The 18326-nt window shown below is 64.4% G+C and carries 22 protein-coding genes; 13 read left to right on the forward strand and 9 right to left on the reverse strand.

What is annotated here, in order from left to right:
* Positions 1-161: 161 nt before the first annotated feature.
* From AXW67_RS18435 to AXW67_RS18450, 4 genes are all read left to right on the forward strand, one after another.
* A complete protein-coding gene (locus AXW67_RS18435) occupies positions 162-1229 on the forward strand; it encodes a glycosyltransferase (RefSeq protein WP_063679012.1) in 1068 nt (355 codons plus the stop codon).
* Positions 1230-1269: 40 nt separating this feature from the next.
* Complete coding sequence (locus AXW67_RS18440; RefSeq protein ID WP_063679013.1) at positions 1270-2625, forward strand: O-antigen ligase family protein; 1356 nt, start codon at positions 1270-1272, stop codon at positions 2623-2625.
* Positions 2626-2776: 151 nt separating this feature from the next.
* Positions 2777-3922 (forward strand): GNAT family N-acetyltransferase, encoded by a 1146-nt coding sequence (locus tag AXW67_RS43220; RefSeq protein WP_063679014.1) that lies wholly within the window; start codon positions 2777-2779, stop codon positions 3920-3922.
* Positions 3923-4004: 82 nt separating this feature from the next.
* Entirely contained in the window at positions 4005-4889 is an 885-nt protein-coding gene (locus tag AXW67_RS18450; protein WP_063679015.1) for a protein-L-isoaspartate O-methyltransferase family protein, read from the forward strand.
* A gap of 242 nt (positions 4890-5131) precedes the next feature.
* Here the strand turns inward: AXW67_RS18450 and wrbA are convergent, their stop codons facing one another.
* The 3 genes from wrbA to AXW67_RS18465 all read right to left on the reverse strand — a co-directional run bounded on the left by wrbA (position 5132) and on the right by AXW67_RS18465 (position 7394).
* Entirely contained in the window at positions 5132-5731 is a 600-nt protein-coding gene (gene wrbA, locus AXW67_RS18455; protein ID WP_063679016.1) for an NAD(P)H:quinone oxidoreductase, read from the reverse strand.
* Positions 5732-5907: 176 nt separating this feature from the next.
* A complete protein-coding gene (locus tag AXW67_RS18460; RefSeq protein WP_063679017.1) occupies positions 5908-6606 on the reverse strand; it encodes a pirin family protein in 699 nt (232 codons plus the stop codon).
* A 35-nt stretch (positions 6607-6641) separates the two neighbouring features.
* The gene (locus AXW67_RS18465; RefSeq protein WP_027551982.1) at positions 6642-7394 is read right to left on the reverse strand and encodes an SDR family NAD(P)-dependent oxidoreductase; all 753 of its coding nucleotides are present in this window, start codon (positions 7392-7394) and stop codon (positions 6642-6644) included.
* Positions 7395-7511: 117 nt separating this feature from the next.
* Between AXW67_RS18465 and AXW67_RS18470 the strand changes: the two genes are divergently transcribed.
* The 3 genes from AXW67_RS18470 (at position 7512) to AXW67_RS18480 (ending at position 9969) form a co-directional block, all read left to right on the forward strand.
* Positions 7512-8447 (forward strand): LysR family transcriptional regulator, encoded by a 936-nt coding sequence (locus tag AXW67_RS18470; protein ID WP_063679018.1) that lies wholly within the window; start codon positions 7512-7514, stop codon positions 8445-8447.
* Positions 8448-8548: 101 nt separating this feature from the next.
* Complete coding sequence (locus AXW67_RS18475) at positions 8549-9535, forward strand: tripartite tricarboxylate transporter substrate binding protein (RefSeq protein WP_063679019.1); 987 nt, start codon at positions 8549-8551, stop codon at positions 9533-9535.
* Positions 9536-9630: 95 nt separating this feature from the next.
* A complete protein-coding gene (locus tag AXW67_RS18480) occupies positions 9631-9969 on the forward strand; it encodes a hypothetical protein (protein WP_063679020.1) in 339 nt (112 codons plus the stop codon).
* A gap of 6 nt (positions 9970-9975) precedes the next feature.
* On the opposite strand, the gene AXW67_RS18485 is transcribed toward AXW67_RS18480, so the two are convergent.
* Genes AXW67_RS18485 through AXW67_RS18495 form a run of 3 tightly spaced genes read right to left on the reverse strand, consistent with a single transcriptional unit; the run spans position 9976 to position 12103 of the window.
* Positions 9976-10443, reverse strand: coding sequence for a YbaK/EbsC family protein (locus AXW67_RS18485; protein ID WP_063679021.1), 468 nt, complete (start codon positions 10441-10443; stop codon positions 9976-9978).
* Positions 10444-10464: 21 nt separating this feature from the next.
* Positions 10465-11205, reverse strand: a complete 741-nt coding sequence (locus AXW67_RS18490) for a haloacid dehalogenase type II (RefSeq protein ID WP_063679022.1) — start codon at positions 11203-11205, stop codon at positions 10465-10467.
* Between the two features lie 13 nt (positions 11206-11218).
* Complete coding sequence (locus AXW67_RS18495; protein WP_027551976.1) at positions 11219-12103, reverse strand: amidohydrolase family protein; 885 nt, start codon at positions 12101-12103, stop codon at positions 11219-11221.
* 310 nt (positions 12104-12413) lie between these two features.
* On the opposite strand from AXW67_RS18495, the gene ykgO reads away from it, so the two are divergent.
* The 3 genes from ykgO (at position 12414) to AXW67_RS18510 (ending at position 13676) form a co-directional block, all read left to right on the forward strand.
* Entirely contained in the window at positions 12414-12539 is a 126-nt protein-coding gene (gene ykgO, locus AXW67_RS18500) for a type B 50S ribosomal protein L36 (protein ID WP_006611362.1), read from the forward strand.
* Between the two features lie 109 nt (positions 12540-12648).
* On the forward strand, positions 12649-13290 hold the full coding sequence (locus tag AXW67_RS18505) for a tetratricopeptide repeat protein (protein ID WP_063679023.1): 642 nt from the start codon (positions 12649-12651) through the stop codon (positions 13288-13290).
* Positions 13291-13415: 125 nt separating this feature from the next.
* Positions 13416-13676, forward strand: coding sequence for a hypothetical protein (locus AXW67_RS18510; RefSeq protein ID WP_063679024.1), 261 nt, complete (start codon positions 13416-13418; stop codon positions 13674-13676).
* 12 nt (positions 13677-13688) lie between these two features.
* Here the strand turns inward: AXW67_RS18510 and AXW67_RS18515 are convergent, their stop codons facing one another.
* Entirely contained in the window at positions 13689-13871 is a 183-nt protein-coding gene (locus tag AXW67_RS18515; RefSeq protein ID WP_027551973.1) for a hypothetical protein, read from the reverse strand.
* A gap of 327 nt (positions 13872-14198) precedes the next feature.
* On the opposite strand from AXW67_RS18515, the gene AXW67_RS18525 reads away from it, so the two are divergent.
* Positions 14199-15155, forward strand: a complete 957-nt coding sequence (locus tag AXW67_RS18525) for an alpha/beta fold hydrolase (protein ID WP_063679026.1) — start codon at positions 14199-14201, stop codon at positions 15153-15155.
* A gap of 20 nt (positions 15156-15175) precedes the next feature.
* Here the strand turns inward: AXW67_RS18525 and cycA are convergent, their stop codons facing one another.
* Positions 15176-15571 (reverse strand): cytochrome c-550 CycA, encoded by a 396-nt coding sequence (gene cycA, locus AXW67_RS18530; protein ID WP_063679027.1) that lies wholly within the window; start codon positions 15569-15571, stop codon positions 15176-15178.
* A 238-nt stretch (positions 15572-15809) separates the two neighbouring features.
* On the opposite strand from cycA, the gene AXW67_RS18535 reads away from it, so the two are divergent.
* The gene (locus AXW67_RS18535; RefSeq protein ID WP_063679028.1) at positions 15810-17303 is read left to right on the forward strand and encodes an FAD-linked oxidase C-terminal domain-containing protein; all 1494 of its coding nucleotides are present in this window, start codon (positions 15810-15812) and stop codon (positions 17301-17303) included.
* Positions 17304-17347: 44 nt separating this feature from the next.
* Here AXW67_RS18535 and AXW67_RS18540 read toward each other — a convergent pair whose 3' ends face one another.
* Entirely contained in the window at positions 17348-17674 is a 327-nt protein-coding gene (locus AXW67_RS18540; RefSeq protein WP_063679029.1) for a putative quinol monooxygenase, read from the reverse strand.
* Between the two features lie 190 nt (positions 17675-17864).
* Here AXW67_RS18540 and AXW67_RS44155 point away from each other — a divergent pair.
* On the forward strand, positions 17865-18326 hold a 462-nt coding region (locus AXW67_RS44155), incomplete at its 3' end, for an FAD-binding protein (protein WP_245315618.1).

Consider the following 18326-nt stretch of genomic DNA (forward strand, 5'->3'; position numbering starts at 1 on the left):
GATAGCCGCATAACTGTCAAATCGTCGTTGAGACGGCCGGCACGCCATCGGTTTCGTCAATTAGCGTTAAGCTCGTGGCGTTAAGTCTGTCGCGGATTCTTGATAGGTGCGACCCCCGGCCTCATGCGAGATAGCGAGCTCGGTAGCGGTGGATGAACCCAGTGCGCGCGAAGACATTCGAACACGATTCTGATGAGTTGGTCCTCAACCTTTTCTACGAGGACAAGGACGACCGCTGGTTTCCCGGCGACCGGCACCTGCGGCGTATGGCGCGCAAGATGCTGTTCGGCGAGCCGCGGATGAGTGGGCAGCTTCGCGTCTTCCTCAATCTCTGTGCGGGGCTGGACCGGCTCGGCATCCGCTACCGCGTCAACGACTATCGCTACATCGCGCAGCATCCCGACGAGCTCGCCTGCATCATCGGCCGCACGTTCCTGCTCGACAAATTCGCCTGGAAGAATCCGATCCTGCTCGGGGTTGCCGCTCACAATCATCCGCTCGACGATCCCGACCTGTTCACGCGCCTGCCGGTGAAGAAGGTCGTGGTGCCGGGCCCGTGGTACGCCGACATGTACCGACCGTATTGGCCCGACACGGAAGCCTGGCCGATCGGCATCGATACCGATCGGTGGGCGCCGTCGCGCGCCGCCGACAAGTCCGTCGACGTGCTGATCTACGACAAGGTCCACTGGGATCGCGAGCGCTACGCGCCGGAACTCATCGAGCCCGTTCGCGCCCGGCTCGTCAGCGAGGGCCGCTCGTTCACGGAGCTGCGCTACGGCAGCTACAAGGAAGAGGACTTTCAGGCAGCGCTGGCGCGTTCGCGCGCGATGATCTTTCTCTGCCAGAACGAGAGTCAGGGCATCGCCTATCAGCAGGCCCTGTCCTGTGGCGTGCCGGTCTTCGCCTGGGATCCCGGTGGGCCGTGGCGGGATCCCGATTATTTTCCGCATCGGGTCACGTTCGCGCCGGTATCGTCGGTTCCCTACTGGGATGAGCGCTGCGGCATGAAGTTCGTCGACCGCGCCGGCTTCGAGGCGGGCTGGGCGGACTTCTGGGCCGGGTGCATGAAAGACTCGTTCGATCCGCGCGGCTATGTCTTGGACAATCTCACGCTGGAGCAGCGGGCGCGGCAATATTACGACATCGCGCGGAGCGTGGCGCGGCAGCATGCGGTGTCCGCCAGCTCCAGCACGCTGGTTGACGGATGGTTAACGGGAGTGGGTTAAACCCAGGACCTCCCCACGCGTGCCATATCGGCCTTGAGGCATGGATCGCAGCGCCGCAGACATGATTGAGGTCGAGGCCCGTTCGCTGGGCCACGGCTTGCGCACCCTGCTGGCGAAGCTCGACGTCGTGAACGCGGCGCGCTGCCTCGTCGCCGTCGTAGCCCTGCTGCTCATCCTGGTGACGCTCGATCCATTTCCGGATCTACGCAACCCAGATGTCGCCAACGTCGTCGGCGGGCGGTTGGCATTGACCTACATCTCCTTCGGATTGCTGGCCGCGGTGGCGGTGCTGCTCTGTGCCGCGAGTGACGCGCCCTCGTTGAAGACCCTGGTGACGCCGCTGCACCTTTGCCTCGTCGGCTGGATGCTGATCAACGTGGTCTTCTCCGAAAGCCGCGGAGTGTCCATGCAGCGGTTCGCGCTGGCGGCCAGCGTGACCTCGCTTGCGGTGTTGCTGCCGCTCCTGCCGCGGACGCAGCGAAGCTTCAACATGTGCCTCGGCGGTGCCGCCCTCGTGCTGCTTGTCGTGTGCTATCTCGGCGTCTTTCTCGCACCCCAATACTCGATCCACACTGCGCTCGACATCACCGAGCCGCAGCTCGCCGGCGACTGGCGCGGGAGCTTTGGGCACAAGAATGTCGCTTCGCCCGTGATGACCATCCTGGTCTATCTCGGCATCTATCTCTGCGCCGTTCGGTCGTTCGTGATGGGGCCAGCGATCGCGATCCTTGCCGGCGTCTTCCTGATCTTTACCGGCGGCAAGACGTCGACGGTACTCTGCCTCTCCATCTATGCGATGGCCTCCCTGGTCTACGTCACGCGGAGCCTGTGGTTGAAGCGGATCATCTGTATCGTGCCCTTGATCGTGATGAACCTGCTGACGGTTGGCAGCGCCATGAGTCCGGCTCTCGGGACCATCACGCGGCAGCTTCCGGTCGATCCGACCTTCACCGGCCGCTCCGACATCTGGGAGTTCGCGCTCGCAGCCGTCGCCGAAAAGCCGGTCATCGGCCACGGCTATGCGGCGTTCTGGGACGACGTGACCGACCGGCAGACAGCCCAGGGCGCCGAATGGGCCGTGACCGCGGCGCACAGCCACAACAGCTATCTCGACCTCGCCGTCACGATTGGCCTGCCGGGGCTGTTGCTCGTTGTCCTCATCTTCGTGCTGACGCCGCTCGGCAATTTCCAGGAGGCCCGGACCCACAATCGCAGCGGGGCGCTCGCCAAGCTGTTTCTGACCGTCTGGCTGTTCGGGCTTTACTATGGGACGACCGAGACTTTCCTGCTCGAACGGCAGAATCCGATCTGGTTCTTGTTTGTCGTCGCCGTGGCCGGGCTGCACTTCCTCGCCAGGTTCCAGTGCGTCGAGACCGTGGAGCCCGGTCGGGAATGACAGCCTGTCGCAGGCTCACTTTTCATATCGGGACATGGCCTACCGGCTTCGCGCTGCGACGGTATCACTTAACGATAAGCAGCGACGTCACTTGTGGTCTGCGGCAAAACATCATCTATCTGGAAACATTCAGTAACAATATGTCCCGCGGATGACGTTTCTCAGCGTCGAGCAATTAGATGGTCGGGTGTCCAGCACGGCGAGAATCGCAGTCGATTTCGTGCGTGACTGGTCGCAGGCCACATTGCGCCTGAGCGCAGGGCACCGCACCGCCTTCCAGCATGGCTACTGGCTTGGCGCCTGGTACGAGGCGTTTCATGACCTCGCGCCGCTGATCGCCGTGATCTCCGATGCTGCCACCGGCAGGGACATCGCGGTGGTGCCGATGGTCTGCCGCACCGGAGGCGGCATCCGTATCGTCGAGTTCGCCGATCTCGGCGTGTCCGACAACAATGCGCCGATCCTGTCGCTTGACGCCCCGTTGGATCCGGCCGGTGCACGCGCCGTGGGCGAGGCGCTGGTCAAGGGCTTGCGCGCCCTGCCGGAGCGCTTCGATCTCCTGCGCCTCAAGAAGATGCCGGCCTCTGTCGGCGGCAAGCGCAACCCGCTGGTGACGCTGGGCCGCGTCGGATCCTGCTCGCTCAACGGCAATCTCGTGCTGGCGGGTGACGACTATGCGGACTACCAGGCCTCGATCAAGCGCATGCAGATGCCGCGCTGCTGGCGCGTCTTCAGTCGCCATGCCGGTGCGCGTTTCGAGATCGCCACTAATCTCGATCGCGCGTGCGAGCTGCTGGATGTGATGGATGTCCAACAGCAGGACCGCATGAATCAGCTCGGCTCGAGGTTCGTCCTGAACGACGACGCCCACGCGCGTTTCTACCGCGATGTGGCGCGGCGGGGCGTTGCGGAGGGTTACGCGGTCGTCTCGGCGCTCGTCTGCGACGAGGGCATCGTGGCGACCACGCTGGGCGTCAGATATGGCGCGACCTACGTCCTGCTGCGCATCAGCCATGCCGGAAAGAACTGGGCGAACTGCTCGCCCGGGCTGCTCGTGACCGAGCGCACGATGGAAGCCCTGCATGCGCAGGGCGTGCGCCGCTTCGATCTCAGCATCGGCAATCACGACTACAAGCGCCGCTTCGGCGCGGTGCCGGTGCCGCTCACAGATGTCAGCGTCGCGCTATCGTGGCGCGGTTGGCCCTATGTCCTGCGCGACCACACCGCGCAGGGCCTGCGGCGCCATCCCAGGCTGGCGGCTTTTGCGGCGCGGGCGATGGGCAGGTCCTATCCCTGAAGCGCATGAAGCTCGGGATGGCGCAAAACTTCCAGTTGTCGCGAGCGCTGTGCTATCGTCACCCTCGTTCCCCGGAGGCGACATGGAAGATCGTTCGGCAAAATATCGCGCATTCTATGCGCAGTTGATCTGCGCCGCGGCGAGGACCGCGGATCCCCGTATCGAGCAGGCCTTTCGGACCGTCAGGCGCGAGCCTTTCGTCGGGCCCGGGCCGTGGTCGATCTCCTTCGGCGGTCACACCTATGTCGTGACGCCCGATGACGATCCCGCCTTCATCTATCAGAACACGCTGCTGGCGCTCGACAGCGCGCGTGGCCTCAATATCGGGATGCCCGGTGCGCATGCCTATTGGCTCAGCGGCTGCGCCGTGAGGGAAGGCGAGACCGTGCTCCAGATCGGCGCGGGCAGCGGCTACTACACCGCAATCCTCGCGCACCTCGTGGGACCTTGCGGCCGCGTTCATGCCTATGAGATCGACCAACGTCTCGCGGCGCTCGCGCGCGAAAATCTGAAAGACATTGCTCAAGTCGAGCTGCGTGAGCGCTCGGGTATCGCGTCGGATCTGCCGAGCGCTGACGTGATCTATGTCTGCGCAGGCGCAGCGCAGCCGGCCACGGAATGGCTCGAGACGCTGCGGCCCGGCGGGCGGCTGGTGTTTCCATTGGCGCCCGAAGGCGTGCACGGTGGCATGTTGATGATCACGCGCCCGGGCGAGGGCACGATCTGGCCCGCGAAATTCCTCGGCCGTGCCCAGTTCATCGGCTGCGCGGGATTGCAGGATGCGGATGCCGGCCGGCGATTGGCCGAAGCGTTCGCAAAAGGATGGGAGAGCGTGAAGTCGTTGCGGAGAGAAGGCGCGCCCGACGAGACGTGCTGGTTTGCCGGTGAGGGCTGGTGGCTTTCGACGGCGCCGGCGCCTGTGCTTACGGATCCAATCCGGCCTCACGCTGACATCACGCAGGCCTAGCTGGTCGTGCCTTACGATTTGGTGCATCCCGCGCAATGCAGCCGGCCGCGGGAGGCGCGGAACAGGCTTCGGCAATACCAGCGCCGCGCCAGCGCCTGGGCAGGCCGACGGATCTTTTGCGCGATCAAGAGAATTTCAAAAGCCATTCAGTGTCGCCCCGGCCCAATAGATGGGGCGGCATCTCCGCAAGGAGAATGCCGCCCGCATCGCATCAGCCATGCAGTTGATCTTGAGACCGAGGCTCAGCCATGAAGCTTTTTGGCGGTCTCCGCGATCTGGCGCCCCTGATACCGGGCGCCGGCGAGCTCGTTGGCGCTGGGCTGCCGGCTGCCGTCGCCGCCGGTGATCGTGGTCGCGCCGTAGGGCGCGCCGCCCGTGACCTCGTCGAGCTTCATCTGGCCTGCAAAACCGTAGTTCATGCCGACCACCACCATGCCGAAATGCAGCAGGTTGGTGATGATCGAGAACAGCGTCGTCTCCTGGCCGCCATGCTGGGTCGCGCTCGCGGTGAAGGCGCCGCCGACCTTGCCGTGCAGCGCGCCCTTGGCCCAGAGCCCGCCGGCCTGGTCGAGGAAGTTCGCCATCTGCGAGGACATCCGGCCGAAGCGGGTGCCGGTGCCGACAATGATCGCGTCGTAATTCGCGAGGTCCTCGATCTTGGCGACCGGCGCCGCCTGGTCGAGCTTGTAGTAGGAGGCCTTGGCCACTTCGGCCGGCACGAGCTCGGGCACGCGCTTGATGTCGACGGTTACGCCGGCCTCACGAGCGCCTTCGGCAACCGCATTGGCCATCGCTTCGATGTGGCCATAGGCGGAATAATACAGGACGAGAACTTTGGTCATGATGGTCTCCGTTGTGTAGATCTGATGGGGTTAGTAGTTGGGGACGTCATGCCCGGGCATAGCCGTCCGAAGGACGGCGTCGCTTCCGCTCGCCTATGTCCCGGGCATCCACGTACTTGCTTTCTTGCGGAGGGCGTGGATGGCCGGGACAAGCCCGGCCATGACGGCGATCGTCGTTACGCCGCGTCGACGAGCACGAGCTCTGAATCTTCCAGCGCCGTGATCTTCAGCCTGTCCTCGTCGCGGATCGCGGCGCCGTCGCGGGCATTGACGCGCACGCCGTTGATCTCGACTGAGCCTGCGGCCGGCACGAGATAGAGGTGACGCGCCTTCTGCGGCTCGTATTCCACGCTCTCGCCGGCTCTCAGCGTGGTCGCGAGCACCCGCGCATCGGCGCGGATCGGCAACGCGTCCGTATCGGCCTCGAACCCGCTCGCGATGGTAACGAGCTTGTCCGAGCGGTTGGCCTTCGGAAACGGTTTTGAACCCCAGGTCGGCTGACCGCCGCGCGTCGTCGGCTCGATCCAGATCTGGAAGATCCGGGTGCTGGTCGGCTCCAGATTGTATTCGGAGTGGCGGATGCCGCTGCCGGCGCTCATCACCTGCACGTCGCCCGCTTCGGTCCGGCCCTCGTTGCCGAGGCTGTCCTGATGGGTGATCGCGCCCTCGCGCACATAGGTGATGATTTCCATGTTGGCGTGGGGATGGGCGGGAAAGCCGGTGTTCGGCGCGATCTCGTCGTCATTCCACACCCGCAAGGCGCCGTGACCCATGTTGTTCGGGTCATAGTGGCTTGCGAAGGAGAAGTGATGCTTGGCCTTGAGCCAGCCGTGGTCGGCGCCGCCGAGCTTTGCGAAAGGTCTGAGTTCGATCATTTGCGTAGTTCCTGTTTGAACCATTGACGTCGCAATCAGGCGCCGAAGCCGCCGTCGACATTGAGCACGGTGCCGGTGACGAAGGAGGCTTCCGGGCTCGCGAGGAACACGACGCCGGCGGCGACTTCCTCGGGGCGGCCGAAGCGCTGCAGCGCGTGCTGCTTGCGCTGCGTCTCGGCGAATTCCCCGCCGTCCTTCGGATTCATGTCGGTGTCGATCGAGCCGGGCTGCACCACGTTCACGGTGATGCCGCGCGGGCCGAGGTCGCGTGCCGCTCCCTTGGTGTAGCCGACGACGGCCGCCTTGGTGGCGACGTAGTCGGCAAGCCCCGGGAACGAGGCGCGGTCGGCGAGCATCGAGCCGACAGTGACGATGCGACCGCCTTCGCCCATCAATTGCGAGGCGGCGCGGATCGCCGCGATCACGCCGTGCACGTTGATGGCATCCTGGCGGGCGAGGGCTTCAATGTCGGCATTGGCGTCGTCGATCGCGCCGCCGGCGGCGACGCCGGCATTGTTGACGAGAATGTCGAGGTGGCCGAACTCCTTGGCCACGTCATTGACGAGCTTGGTGACGTCCTTGGCCGAGGCCTGGTCGGCCTTGAAGGCGCGGGCCTTGACGCCCCTGGCCTTCAGATCGGCAACGACGGCTTCCGCCTTTTCAGGGGAGGCGACATAGCTGATGGCGACGTCTGCGCCTTGATCGGCGAGTGCGCGGGCGGATGCCGCGCCGATGCCGCGCGAACCGCCGGTGACGAGGGCAACCTTGCCTGAGAGCTTCTTGGTCATTGGATTTCTCCAGTCCACGAATTTGCGATGGCTATTGGATATGCCTCCGCCTGTGGTATAGAAATAGAAACTGTTGAAATGCATTGTTTCCTATAATTTACTGATCGGATCGCTCCCATGGCAAAACTCCCCGATTTCGAGGCGCTCGCGATCTTCGCAAAAGTCGTGGAATTACGGTCGTTTGCGGCTTCCGCGAACGAGCTTGCGATGTCCAAGGCAACCGTCTCCAAGGCGGTCACGCGGCTGGAGGAGCGGCTCGGCGCACGGCTGTTCAACCGCACCTCGCGCCGGCTCGCGCTGACCGACGCCGGGCACAAGCTCGCCGAACGCGCGACGCGCCTGCTTGCTGATGGCGAGGCGGCCGAGAACGAGGCGCTGGCGCAGTCGGTGGCGCCGCGCGGGCTGGTCCGGCTCGCCGTGCCCATGACATTCGGGATCAAGGCGGTGGCGCCGCTGCTGCCGGAGTTCTTCCAGACCTATCCGGAAGTCTCGGTCGACCTGCACCTCAGCGATGCGACCGTCGACCTGATCGGCGAGGGGTTCGACATGGCGGTGCGGATCGCGCGGCTGCCGGATTCCTCGCTGATCGCGCGGCGCCTCTTCACCATGCCGCGCTTTACGGTGGCCGCGCCGTCTTATCTCAAGCGTCACGGCCGTCCGACGCATCCGATGCATCTCGCCGAGCACAAATGCTTCAGCTACGCCTATCTGTCGACGCCCAATGTCTGGCACTACACTAACGCGGCCGGCGAGCAGGCCAGCGTGCGTCCGGGCGGGCAGCTCCGCGTCAACAATGGCGAAGCCGTGATGCCGGCGCTGATCGCCGGCCTCGGCATCGCAGAGCTTCCCGAATTCATCGTCGGCGACGCCATCTCCTCCGGCGAGGTTGAAGTGATCCTGGAGGACTGGAAGCAGGCTGAAGGCGCCGTGCATCTGGTAACGCCGCCCGGCGGGCCGCGCCCCGCGCGCGTCGAGGCGCTCGGCGACTTTCTCGCGGCAAAACTGCCGGGCACCTGCAAGCGCCGGCCGAGGAAAGCGGTGAAGTCGTCGTAATTCCTGCTCGGTGGGCACGGCGCTTTGCGCCTTTGCCCGCTCTACGGGATCGAGCTAGTCTGCCCCTGAACGAAAAACAAAATCATATTGGGGGGCTGCCGATGAACCGCCGTGACCTGCTGCGTGCCGCCGCAGCATTGCCGCTCGCAGAGACCGTGATCTCGCGTCCGGCGCTCGCGCAAGTCTATCCGGCGCGCAACATCACCATGATCGTGCCGTTTCCGGCCGGCGGCCAGGCCGATCTTGCGGCGCGCCCGGTGGCGATGGCGCTGGAGCGGATCCTCGGCAAGGCGGTGATCGTCGACAATCGCGCCGGAGGCGGCGGCGGATCGGTCGGCAATGCCGCAGCCGCGCGGGCCGAGCCCGACGGCTACACCCTGCTGATGACACTGTCCTCGCTCGCGGTGCTGCCGGAGGCCGACCGGCTGTTCGACCGTCCGGTCGCCTATGAAGTCTCGCAATTTATGCCGATCGCGCGCGTGCTCGCCGATCCGACGCTGCTCGCGGTGCCGGCCTCGGCACCGTGGAAGACTGCACAGGACTTCGTCGAGGATGCGAAGAAGCGCCCCGGCCAGATCACCTATGGCTCGTCGGGACCCTACGGCACGCTGCACGTAGCGATGGAGATGTTCGCGAGCAGCGCCGGCATCAAGCTGCTGCACGTGCCGTTTCGCGGCGCCGGACCCGCGCTGACCGCGATCCTCGGCGGCACCGTCCAGGCGATCGCGGCAGCACCCGGCACGCTGAAGCCGCAGGTCGACGACGGCAAGCTGCGCGTGCTCGGCAATTGCGGCGCGCAACGCATCGCGAGCTTCCCCGATGTGCCGACCTTCCAGGAACTCGGCTACAAGGACGTCGAGATGTACATCTGGGCCGGCCTGTTCGCGCAAGCCGCGCTGCCGGCGCCGATCGCGATCCGCCTGCGCGAGGCGATGGCGCAGGTGATGACGAGCCCGGACGTGCTCAGATCGTTCGAGGCCTCGGGCAGTCTCGTCGCCTATCAGGATGCGCCGGCCTTCTCGCAGTTCGTGGCAATCGACAGCGCGCGTCTGATCGCAGCGGTGAAGAAGATCGGCAAGGTGGAATAGGTTCCAAACGCCCTTTCACATTTTGTTGTTGGTCCAGAACCCGGCCGCGCCTCATTGATTGAAGACTGTTTGAGGCAATCGGGAAGGATCGGGACATGCGAACAGAGCGGATAGCGCTGGGTGTTGCGCTCGCAATTGGTGGCATCGTCGCGCAGGGCGCAGCATTCGCCCAAGAATATCGCGGCACCATGGAACAGCAGATGGCGTGCACGCCGGATGTGTGGCGTTTGTGCAGCGACCAGATTCCGGACAGGAACCGCATCGTGGCCTGCCTGCAGCAGAACACGCCGCAGCTCTCGAGTGCGTGCCGGGCGGTGTTCGAATCCAACAACCGGGCCCAGCCGCAGCCGCCGGTGCCGCGCAATCGCGTTGCGCCGCCGCCGCGCTACAACAACGCGCCGCCTCCGCCGCCCTATTACGACGAGGATTATTAGACTCGTTTAGGGCCGGTGCTCGCAGACATCGACCCATTCGGCCGCGACCAGCTCGGCCATGCGGTCGGGCGTGATGCGTACCGCGCTATGGGTCGAGCCAGCGGCCGGCACCACCACGTCGAACGCTTTCAGCGAGACATCGCAATAGATCGGCAGCGGCGCCTTCAATCCGAACGGGCAGACGCCCCCGACCTCATGGCCGGTGATGTGGGCAACCTCTTCCAGCCCCAGCATCTTCGGCTTGCCGCCGAACTGCGCCTTGACCTTCTTGTTGTCCATGCGCGACGTGCCGGCGGCGACGATCAGGATCACGCGCTCGCCGATCCGCAAGGACAGCGTCTTGGCAATTCGCCCGGGCTCGACGCCATAGGCTTCTGCGGCCAGCGCCACGGTTGCGGAGCTGATCGGGGACTCGATGACTGAAATGTCGGGGGCTTTCTCGGCGAAGAAGGCGCGAACGGATTGAAGGCTCATTCCTGACTGCTCATTCCGAACTTATGGGCGGGCGGCGATCCCCGGCAGCTCGGATAGCGCGCGGACACGGTGATCCGGCGCAAACCCAAGTTCGTCCATCTGGGTCCGGATCGCCTTGAACATGGTGAGCGGTGCCACGAGTTCGTTCTCGACGCAAGCGAGCGCCATGGCTTCGGGCGTCACCCGCTCGATCCAGGCGACGTTCAGCCCGAACGCCTTCGCGCCCGATACGTCCCACGGATTGGATGAGACGAACAGCACTTCGTTCGGCTCGGTGCCGAGCGCTTCGCCGATCAGCTCATAGGCCTGCGGGCTCGGCTTGAAGACCTTCTTCGCATCGACGCTGATGGTGGCGTCGAGCAGCTGGTCGAGCTTGGTGTTGCGCACCAGCGCATTCAGCATGTCCGGGCTGCCGTTGGAAAGGATCGCGAGCTTGCGCGGCTTCAGCGCCGCGAGCGCGCTTGTTGCGTCCGGATAGAGGTCGAGATGCAGGTACTTCTCGATAACACGCTCGAACGCCTCGGTGTCATAGTCGAGCCCGAGCACGCGCAGCGTATAGGCAAGCGAGTCGCGCGTGACTGTGGCGAAATCCCGGTAGCGCCGCATCAGCGAGCGCAACCAGGTGTATTCGAGCTGCTTGATCCGCCAGACCTGCGTGATGATCTCGCCGTAGCCCGGAAAGGCATCCTCGGTGATCTCCGCGACCGACTGGACGTCGTAGAGCGTTCCGTAGGCGTCGAAGACGACGGCTCTGATCGTCACGTTGACCTCTCGGCTAGATCCCCAACAGCTTGCGCGCGTTGGCCTTGAGCACCTTCGGCCGGATCTCGTCGCGGATGTCGATCTTGGCAAAGTCCGACAGCCAGCGGTCCGGCGTGATCACCGGCCAGTCCGAACCGAACAGCATCTTATCCTGAAGGATCGAGTTGATATAGCGCACCAGGATCGGCGGAAAATATTTCGGCGACCAGCCGGACAGGTCGATATAGACGTTCGGCTTGTGGGTCGCGACCGACAGAGCTTCCTCCTGCCAGGGGAAGGAGGGGTGGGCGAGGATGATCTTGAGGTCGGGGAAATCCGCCGCGACGTCGTCCATGTACATCGGGTTGGAATATTTCAGCCGCATCCCCATGCCGCCGGGCATGCCCGAGCCGACGCCGGTCTGGCCGGTGTGGAACAGCGCGATCGCGCCGCCATTGTTGATCTCTTCATAGAGCGGATAGGCCATGCGGTCGTTGGCGTAGAAACCCTGCATGGTCGGATGGAATTTGAAGCCGCGGACGCCGTATTCCTCGATCAGCTTGCGCGCCTCGCGCGCCCCGAGCTTGCCCTTGTGCGGGTCGATCGAGACGAAGGGGATGAGGACATCGAGATGGTCGGAGGCGACCTCCAGCATCTCGTAATTGTTGTAGCGGCGGAAGCCGGTCTCGCGCTCGGCGTCGACCGGGAAGATCACGGCGGCGATGTTCTTGGAGCGGTAGTAGGCCGCGGTTTCCGGCACGGTCGGCGGATGCTTGTTCGGCGACTTGAAATACTCCGCCATCTGCGCCTGGAAGTCGTCATAGCCGTCGTCGGGATGGCAGCCACAGGGCTCCTCGGCATGGGTGTGGATGTCGATTGCGACGACGTCGTCGATGTTGGGCAGCTTCAATTTCGGCATTGGTTTCTTTCCTCCCGAACCGGCAAATTGATTATATGATATAACGAATTTGACAAGGGGCGGTAGCGCTTGAGGCAGCACCCGCCGGCCAGCCATTTTCCCCGCGTGGCGATGAGCCCGTTTCAGCCCTATCTGGGGTTAATCGGCTCGGAATTAAGCCTGTCGCATTGACATTCGGTCCCGCCATGGCTTAGAAACCGCCCCGTCCCGGGCGGTCGGTCCGCCGGCGGGAAAAATGTCATTTTGCCACATTCGCGCGTGCCGAAACGGTAGTGCCGAACACGGCCTTTCGAACGTTCAGGATTCTGCCATGAAGGTCCGTAACTCGCTGAAATCGCTGCGCGGTCGCCACCGCGCCAACCGCCTGGTCCGCCGCAAGGGCCGGGTCTACGTGATCAACAAGGTGCAGCGTCGCTTCAAGGCGCGCCAGGGCTGATTTTCGCCCCGGCCGCGCGTTCTGCGCGCGCCCCCAAGACCACGGTCTCACACGACTTTGACGCCGTCCTTGCTTTGCAAGGACGGCTTTGCGCGTTTAGACTTTCACCATGGCAGTGAGATTCTCGTTCGAACGCATCCTGTGTCTGGCCGTCGTTCTGGCCGGAACCGCTTTGGCCCCGGCCGTTGCGCAGGACGACCCGGCCGCCCCGCCCGCCAAGCAGCAGAAGAAGCTGCCCGAGGCGCCGGCGAAGCTTCCCAAGGTCGACCGCGGCAAGAATCTCGATTTCCTATTCGGGGCGCTGAAAGCCGCCCCCGACGATGCCAGCGCCAAGCATGTCGAGGCGCGGATCTGGGCGATCTGGCTGCAGACCCCGAGCGACACCGCGGCGCTGCTGATGGCACGCGCCAAGGCGGCCGTGGATGCACAGAAGGTCGACGTGGCGATCAAGCTGCTGGATGCCGTCATCAAGCTCAGGCCCGATTATATTGAGGCCTGGAACCGGCGCGCCACGCTGTACTACATGCAGAACGACTATGGCCGTTCGCTCGCCGACATCCAACAGGTGCTGATCCGCGAACCCCGCCATTTCGGCGCGCTCGCGGGCCTCGGCATGATCATGCAGGAGGTCGGCGACGAGAAGCGCGCGCTCGATGCCTACCGCAAGGCGCTCGCGATCAACCCGCACCTCGAGAAGGTCCCCGAGCAGGTCAAGGCGCTGACCGAAAAGGTCGAAGGCCGCGACATCTAGCCGACAAATCGAGCCGTTCTCGAGCGATCGCGGCGCGCGGAAATTAACTACGATCCAAGGGTATGTTTCGGCGGGGGTGTTGTTGCCGCCGCCGCGGACGTACGTCCATGGCAGGAGCAAAAGCCATGAAGCGTTTCATCCTCGCAGGTGCGTTGCTGCTGGCGTTGGGCACCGCCAGTCTGGCCGATGGTTTGTTCTGGGTGGTCGGCAACCACGCCACCGGCAAATGCGACATTGTGACCAGTAACCCGGTCATCATTGGCGACATCTGGTTCGGGGACGGTCCCTACAAGTCCAAGGCCGACGCCAAGCTCGCGCGTTCGACCATTCGCGCCTGTCCCGCGGTCGCCCCCGACGACGAAAAGGACGAGGACAGCGCGAACTAGACCGGTTGCGGCCTAGTGCAGGACGCTGGTGCCGCGCTCGGCGAGGCCGCGGTCGGCGGCTGCGGCATAGAGCTTCGCGAGCTCAGTTTCGAGATGCTCGTTGATCAGGAGCAGGGCCCGCACCGCGCCGCGCAGGTCGCCGTTGCAGCTCGCGACGATCTCGTCGATCGCGGTGTCGTTGGATCTGAAGCTCATCGAAAATCCTCCGGTTCAAACCATGACAATCCTACCGGTCTTTCCCGCGTTCCCATGGATTGCGAGGAGGATCGGCGCCCACCCGCCTCTAGTGGCCGAACCGACCGTGGCGATTATATGGAAGCCGCCATGACGGCCGCATGAAGCTGGCCCGAGGCTTGTGTACCGTCGTGGAAGATCGTTGATTTTGCTGAGTTTTCCCAAATGACAATTGTGCACATATCCACAGGCCCGGTCTTTCTGTGGTGGTGACCAGCCGCCCAGAGCGAAACTGCCGCCTCCAACACCCGTAGCTGCCATGTGCCCAGAATTGTCCGGATTGTCTTCATGGTCGTGATCTTAGTCGTGGCGGCGCTGATCATGCTGGCGCTCGCCACGCAGGCCGGGGTCCTCGCCCTGCAGCGCGCCTTTCCACCACAGGGGCCGATGGTCGAGGTCGACGGTGCGACGCTTCACGTCGTCGATGTCGGCCGGCGCGATGCCGGCCTGCCGATCGTGATGCTGCACGGCGCAAGCTCCAATCTCGAAGCGATGCGCCGGCCGCTCGGCGATCTCCTGGCGAAGCACCACCGCGTCATCCTGATCGACCGTCCCGGCCACGGCTGGAGCACGCGGGCGAGACGGCGGGATTCGACGCCACAGATCCAGGCGCGGATGATCGATGAGGCGCTGGCCAAACTCGGCATCGCGCGCGCGATCTTCGTCGTGCATTCATGGAGCGGGGCTCTCGGCGCACGCCTTGCGCTCGATCATCCGCAGCGCGTTGCCGGCCTCGTCATGCTGGCGCCGGTGACCCATCCCTGGCGCGGCGGCGTCGGCCGCTACAACGAGCTCATCGCGACGCCCGTGATCGGTCCGCTGCTCGCCTACACCATCACGCTGCCGCTCGGCTACGTCCTGGCCGAATCCGGTGCACGCAACGTCTTCCTGCCGCAGGTGATGCCGGACGGTTTCGTAAGGGATTCCGCGACGCCGCTGCTGCTGCGCCCGCGCGAATTTATCGCCAATGCCTTTGATCTCGTGACGCTGAAGGCGTCGGTGGCCGCGCAAGCTCCGCGCTATGGCGAGATCTCGGCGCCGGTCGTCATCATCGCGGGCGAGCCCGACAAGACCGTGTCGACCAATATCCATGCGCGTCCGTTTGCCGCGATGGTGCCGAATGCGAAGCTGATCGTGCTGCCCGATCTCGGGCATATGGTGCAGAACGCGGTGCCGGATCTCGTCAAGACCGAGATCGAGGCGATGAGCGACGCAATCACCTCGGTGCAGGCGGCCGCCGATTAGCGGCCGCCTCGCGAGTTGCGTTACTGCTTGATCTTGCCGTCCTTGTCGAACTGCGAGACATAGGCCCAGAGATTGTTGATCTCCGTCTCGTTCTTGATGCCGGCGAACGCCATCTTGGTGCCCGGGATCTTGGCCTTCGGGTCCTTGATGTATTCCTTGAACGTCGCCTCGTTCCAGGTGATGCCCGAATTCTTGTTCGCGTCCGAGTAATTGTAGTCGGGCGCGGTGCCGGAATGACGTCCGTCCAGACCATTGAGCTCCGGTCCGACCTTGTTCTTGGCGCCTTCGCCGATCGCGTGGCAGGCCAGGCATTTGTTGAACGAGGTCTTGCCGGCGGCGGCATCCTGCGCCATCGCGGCGGACGCCGTCGCGGTCACGGTGAGGATCATCAGTGCGCCAAAAGTCAGTTTTTTCATCGGATGCTCTTCGTCTCTTCCCGGGGGTCAGATTGAGGATCGTGGTTTTGGCAGGTCCGGTGCAAGCGGACAAGCCGCGAAAGTTTGACAGGTTTCGCGATAGCAAACTTGCCCCAGAGAGAACTTGCGCTGCAACAAAGCAATGCGACCTTCGGATGGGCCTACCCAAACCACCGCGGACGTGCTTGATTCGTCGTGACAAATTGATCGTTCGGCGCAGAGCCGGAAGGGACGTCCAATGGCCATCATGATGCCGGCAGCCGACCAGGCTGTGCTGGCGCGGCGCGCGGAGATCGTCGCCGCGCTGCGCGCAATCGTCCCCGGCGAGGGCGTGATCGACAGCGCTCCCGAAATGCGGGCCTATGAATCCGACGGGCTGACCGCCTATCGGCAGCCGCCGATGGTGGTGGTGCTGCCGGATACCACCGAGCAGGTCTCACAGGTCCTGAAATATTGTGCCGCTCACGGCATCAAGGTGGTGCCGCGCGGCTCCGGCACCTCGCTGTCCGGCGGCGCGCTGCCGCTCGAGGACGGCGTGCTGCTTGGCCTCGGCAAGTTCAAGCGCATCCGCGAGATCGATTTCGACAACCGCGTCGTCGTCACCGAGCCCGGCGTCACCAACCTCGCGATCAGCCAGGCGGTCGCGCATGCCGGCTTCTACTACGCGCCGGATCCGTCATCGCAGATCGCCTGCTCGATCGGCGGCAATGTCGCGGAAAATTCCGGCGGCGTGCACTGCCTGAAATACGGCATGACCACCAACAACGTGCTCGGCTGCGAGATCGTGCTGATGAGCGGCGAGATCCTGCGCATCGGCGGCAAGTCGGCGGAGAATTCCGGCTACGACCTGATGGGCGTCATCACCGGCTCCGAAGGCCTGCTCGGTGTCATCACCGAGATCACGGTGCGCATCCTGCAAAAGCCGGAGACGGCGCGCGCGCTGATGGTCGGTTTCGCGCAAGTCGAGGCAGCCGGCGAATGCGTGGCGCGCATCATCGGTGCCGGCATCATTCCCGGCGGCATGGAGATGATGGACAAGCCCGCGATCCACGCCGCGGAGGCCTTCGTCCATGCCGGCTATCCCCTCGATGTCGAGGCGCTGCTCATCATCGAGCTCGACGGCCCGTCGATCGAGGTCGACGAGCTGATCAGCCGCGTCGAGGCAATCGCCAATGGTTGCGGCTCGACCACTTGCCAGATCTCGACCTCGGAGGCCGAGCGCAACCTGTTCTGGGCGGGCCGCAAGGCCGCATTCCCGGCCGTGGGCCGAATCTCGCCCGACTATCTCTGCATGGACGGCACCATCCCGCGCGGCGCGCTGCCGAAGGCGCTGGCACGGATCCGGGAGCTGTCGGAAAAATACCAGCTCGGCTGCGCCAACGTGTTCCACGCCGGCGACGGCAATCTGCATCCCCTGATCCTCTACGATGCCAACAAGCCCGGCGAGATCGAGCGCGCCGAGGCCTTCGGCGCCGACATCCTGCGCGCCTGCGTCGAGTTCGGCGGCGTGCTCACCGGCGAGCACGGCGTCGGCATCGAGAAGCGCGATCTGATGGGCGACATGTTCACCGAGATCGACCTCAACCAGCAGCAGCGCCTGAAATGCGCCTTCGATGCGCAGGGCCTGCTCAATCCCGGCAAGGTGTTTCCGACCCTGCATCGCTGCGCCGAGCTCGGCCGCATGCATGTCCATGCCGGCAAGCTGGCGTTTCCGGATCTCCCGCGGTTCTAGGGGATCGTGCGGAGGGAAGAGCAAGCTCCTCCCTCCAAGGCCACTTAAAGCAGCCCGTATTGAGTCCGCTCGCGCTTGGCCAGCAGCGGCAGCGCCTTGCCGGCGATGTAGGTCTTGAAGTGCGCGCTCTCTTGGTGGGCCTTGAAGGCCGCCTCGTCGCGGAACAGTTCGTAGAACAGGAACTGGGCCGGATTATCCTTGGCGCGGCTGATCAGGAACAGTTTCACGCCGGGCTCGCTTTGCGCTTCCGGGAGGAAGCCGCGCAGGATCTCGGCGACCCGGTCGGCCTCGTCGGCCTTCGCTTCCCATTGCGCCACGACCAGAAGGCCGCCGCCGTTGATTGCCTCGTTGATCATTGCCGGCTGGCTCATGATGGAACTCCTCTCGCATCGTCCCCGGCGCCCGATGCGCAGGGACAGTTCGACAGATAGCGAAGTCTGTGCGTCAATGATTCGACGTCGATCGAAGTGCGAATGTCGCGTGGCGACCGGTCCGGCGGGAAGGCAGTCCAGATCCTCATGGTGAGGAGACCGCCAACGGGTCCGCGCGAAGCGCGGCCCGATGACAGGCTCCGCGGTCGTCTCGAACCATGAGGGTCCGGCTGGGCCTTCATCCTTCGAGACGCTTGCTCCGCAAGCCCCTCAGGACGAGGTCGGGACCGGACGCCAGCCGCAGCGCTCCGAGGCACCGTCGTCATGCGTCGAATTGATTTCCGCCGCGAATTTCGCTACCCGCTTCAGCGTGGATACGCTCAAGGTCAGAGACGCCAAAGACGTCGAAGAGGTCGTGCGCGCGGCGATTGCCAATGAGCAGCCGCTCGAGATCATCGGTCATGGCACCAAGCGCGGGATCGGCCACGCGATGGCCACCAACGCCGTGCTCGACGTCTCCGCACTCAGCGCGGTGACCTCGTACGAGCCCAACGAGCTCATTGTCACCCTGCAGGCCGGCGCGCCGCTTGCGGACGTGCTGTCGCTGATCGATTCCAAGAACCAGCAATTCGCCTTCGAGCCGATGAACACG

It is taken from the genome of Bradyrhizobium neotropicale (genome assembly GCF_001641695.1).
Classification (GTDB): Bacteria; Pseudomonadota; Alphaproteobacteria; order Rhizobiales; family Xanthobacteraceae; genus Bradyrhizobium; species Bradyrhizobium neotropicale.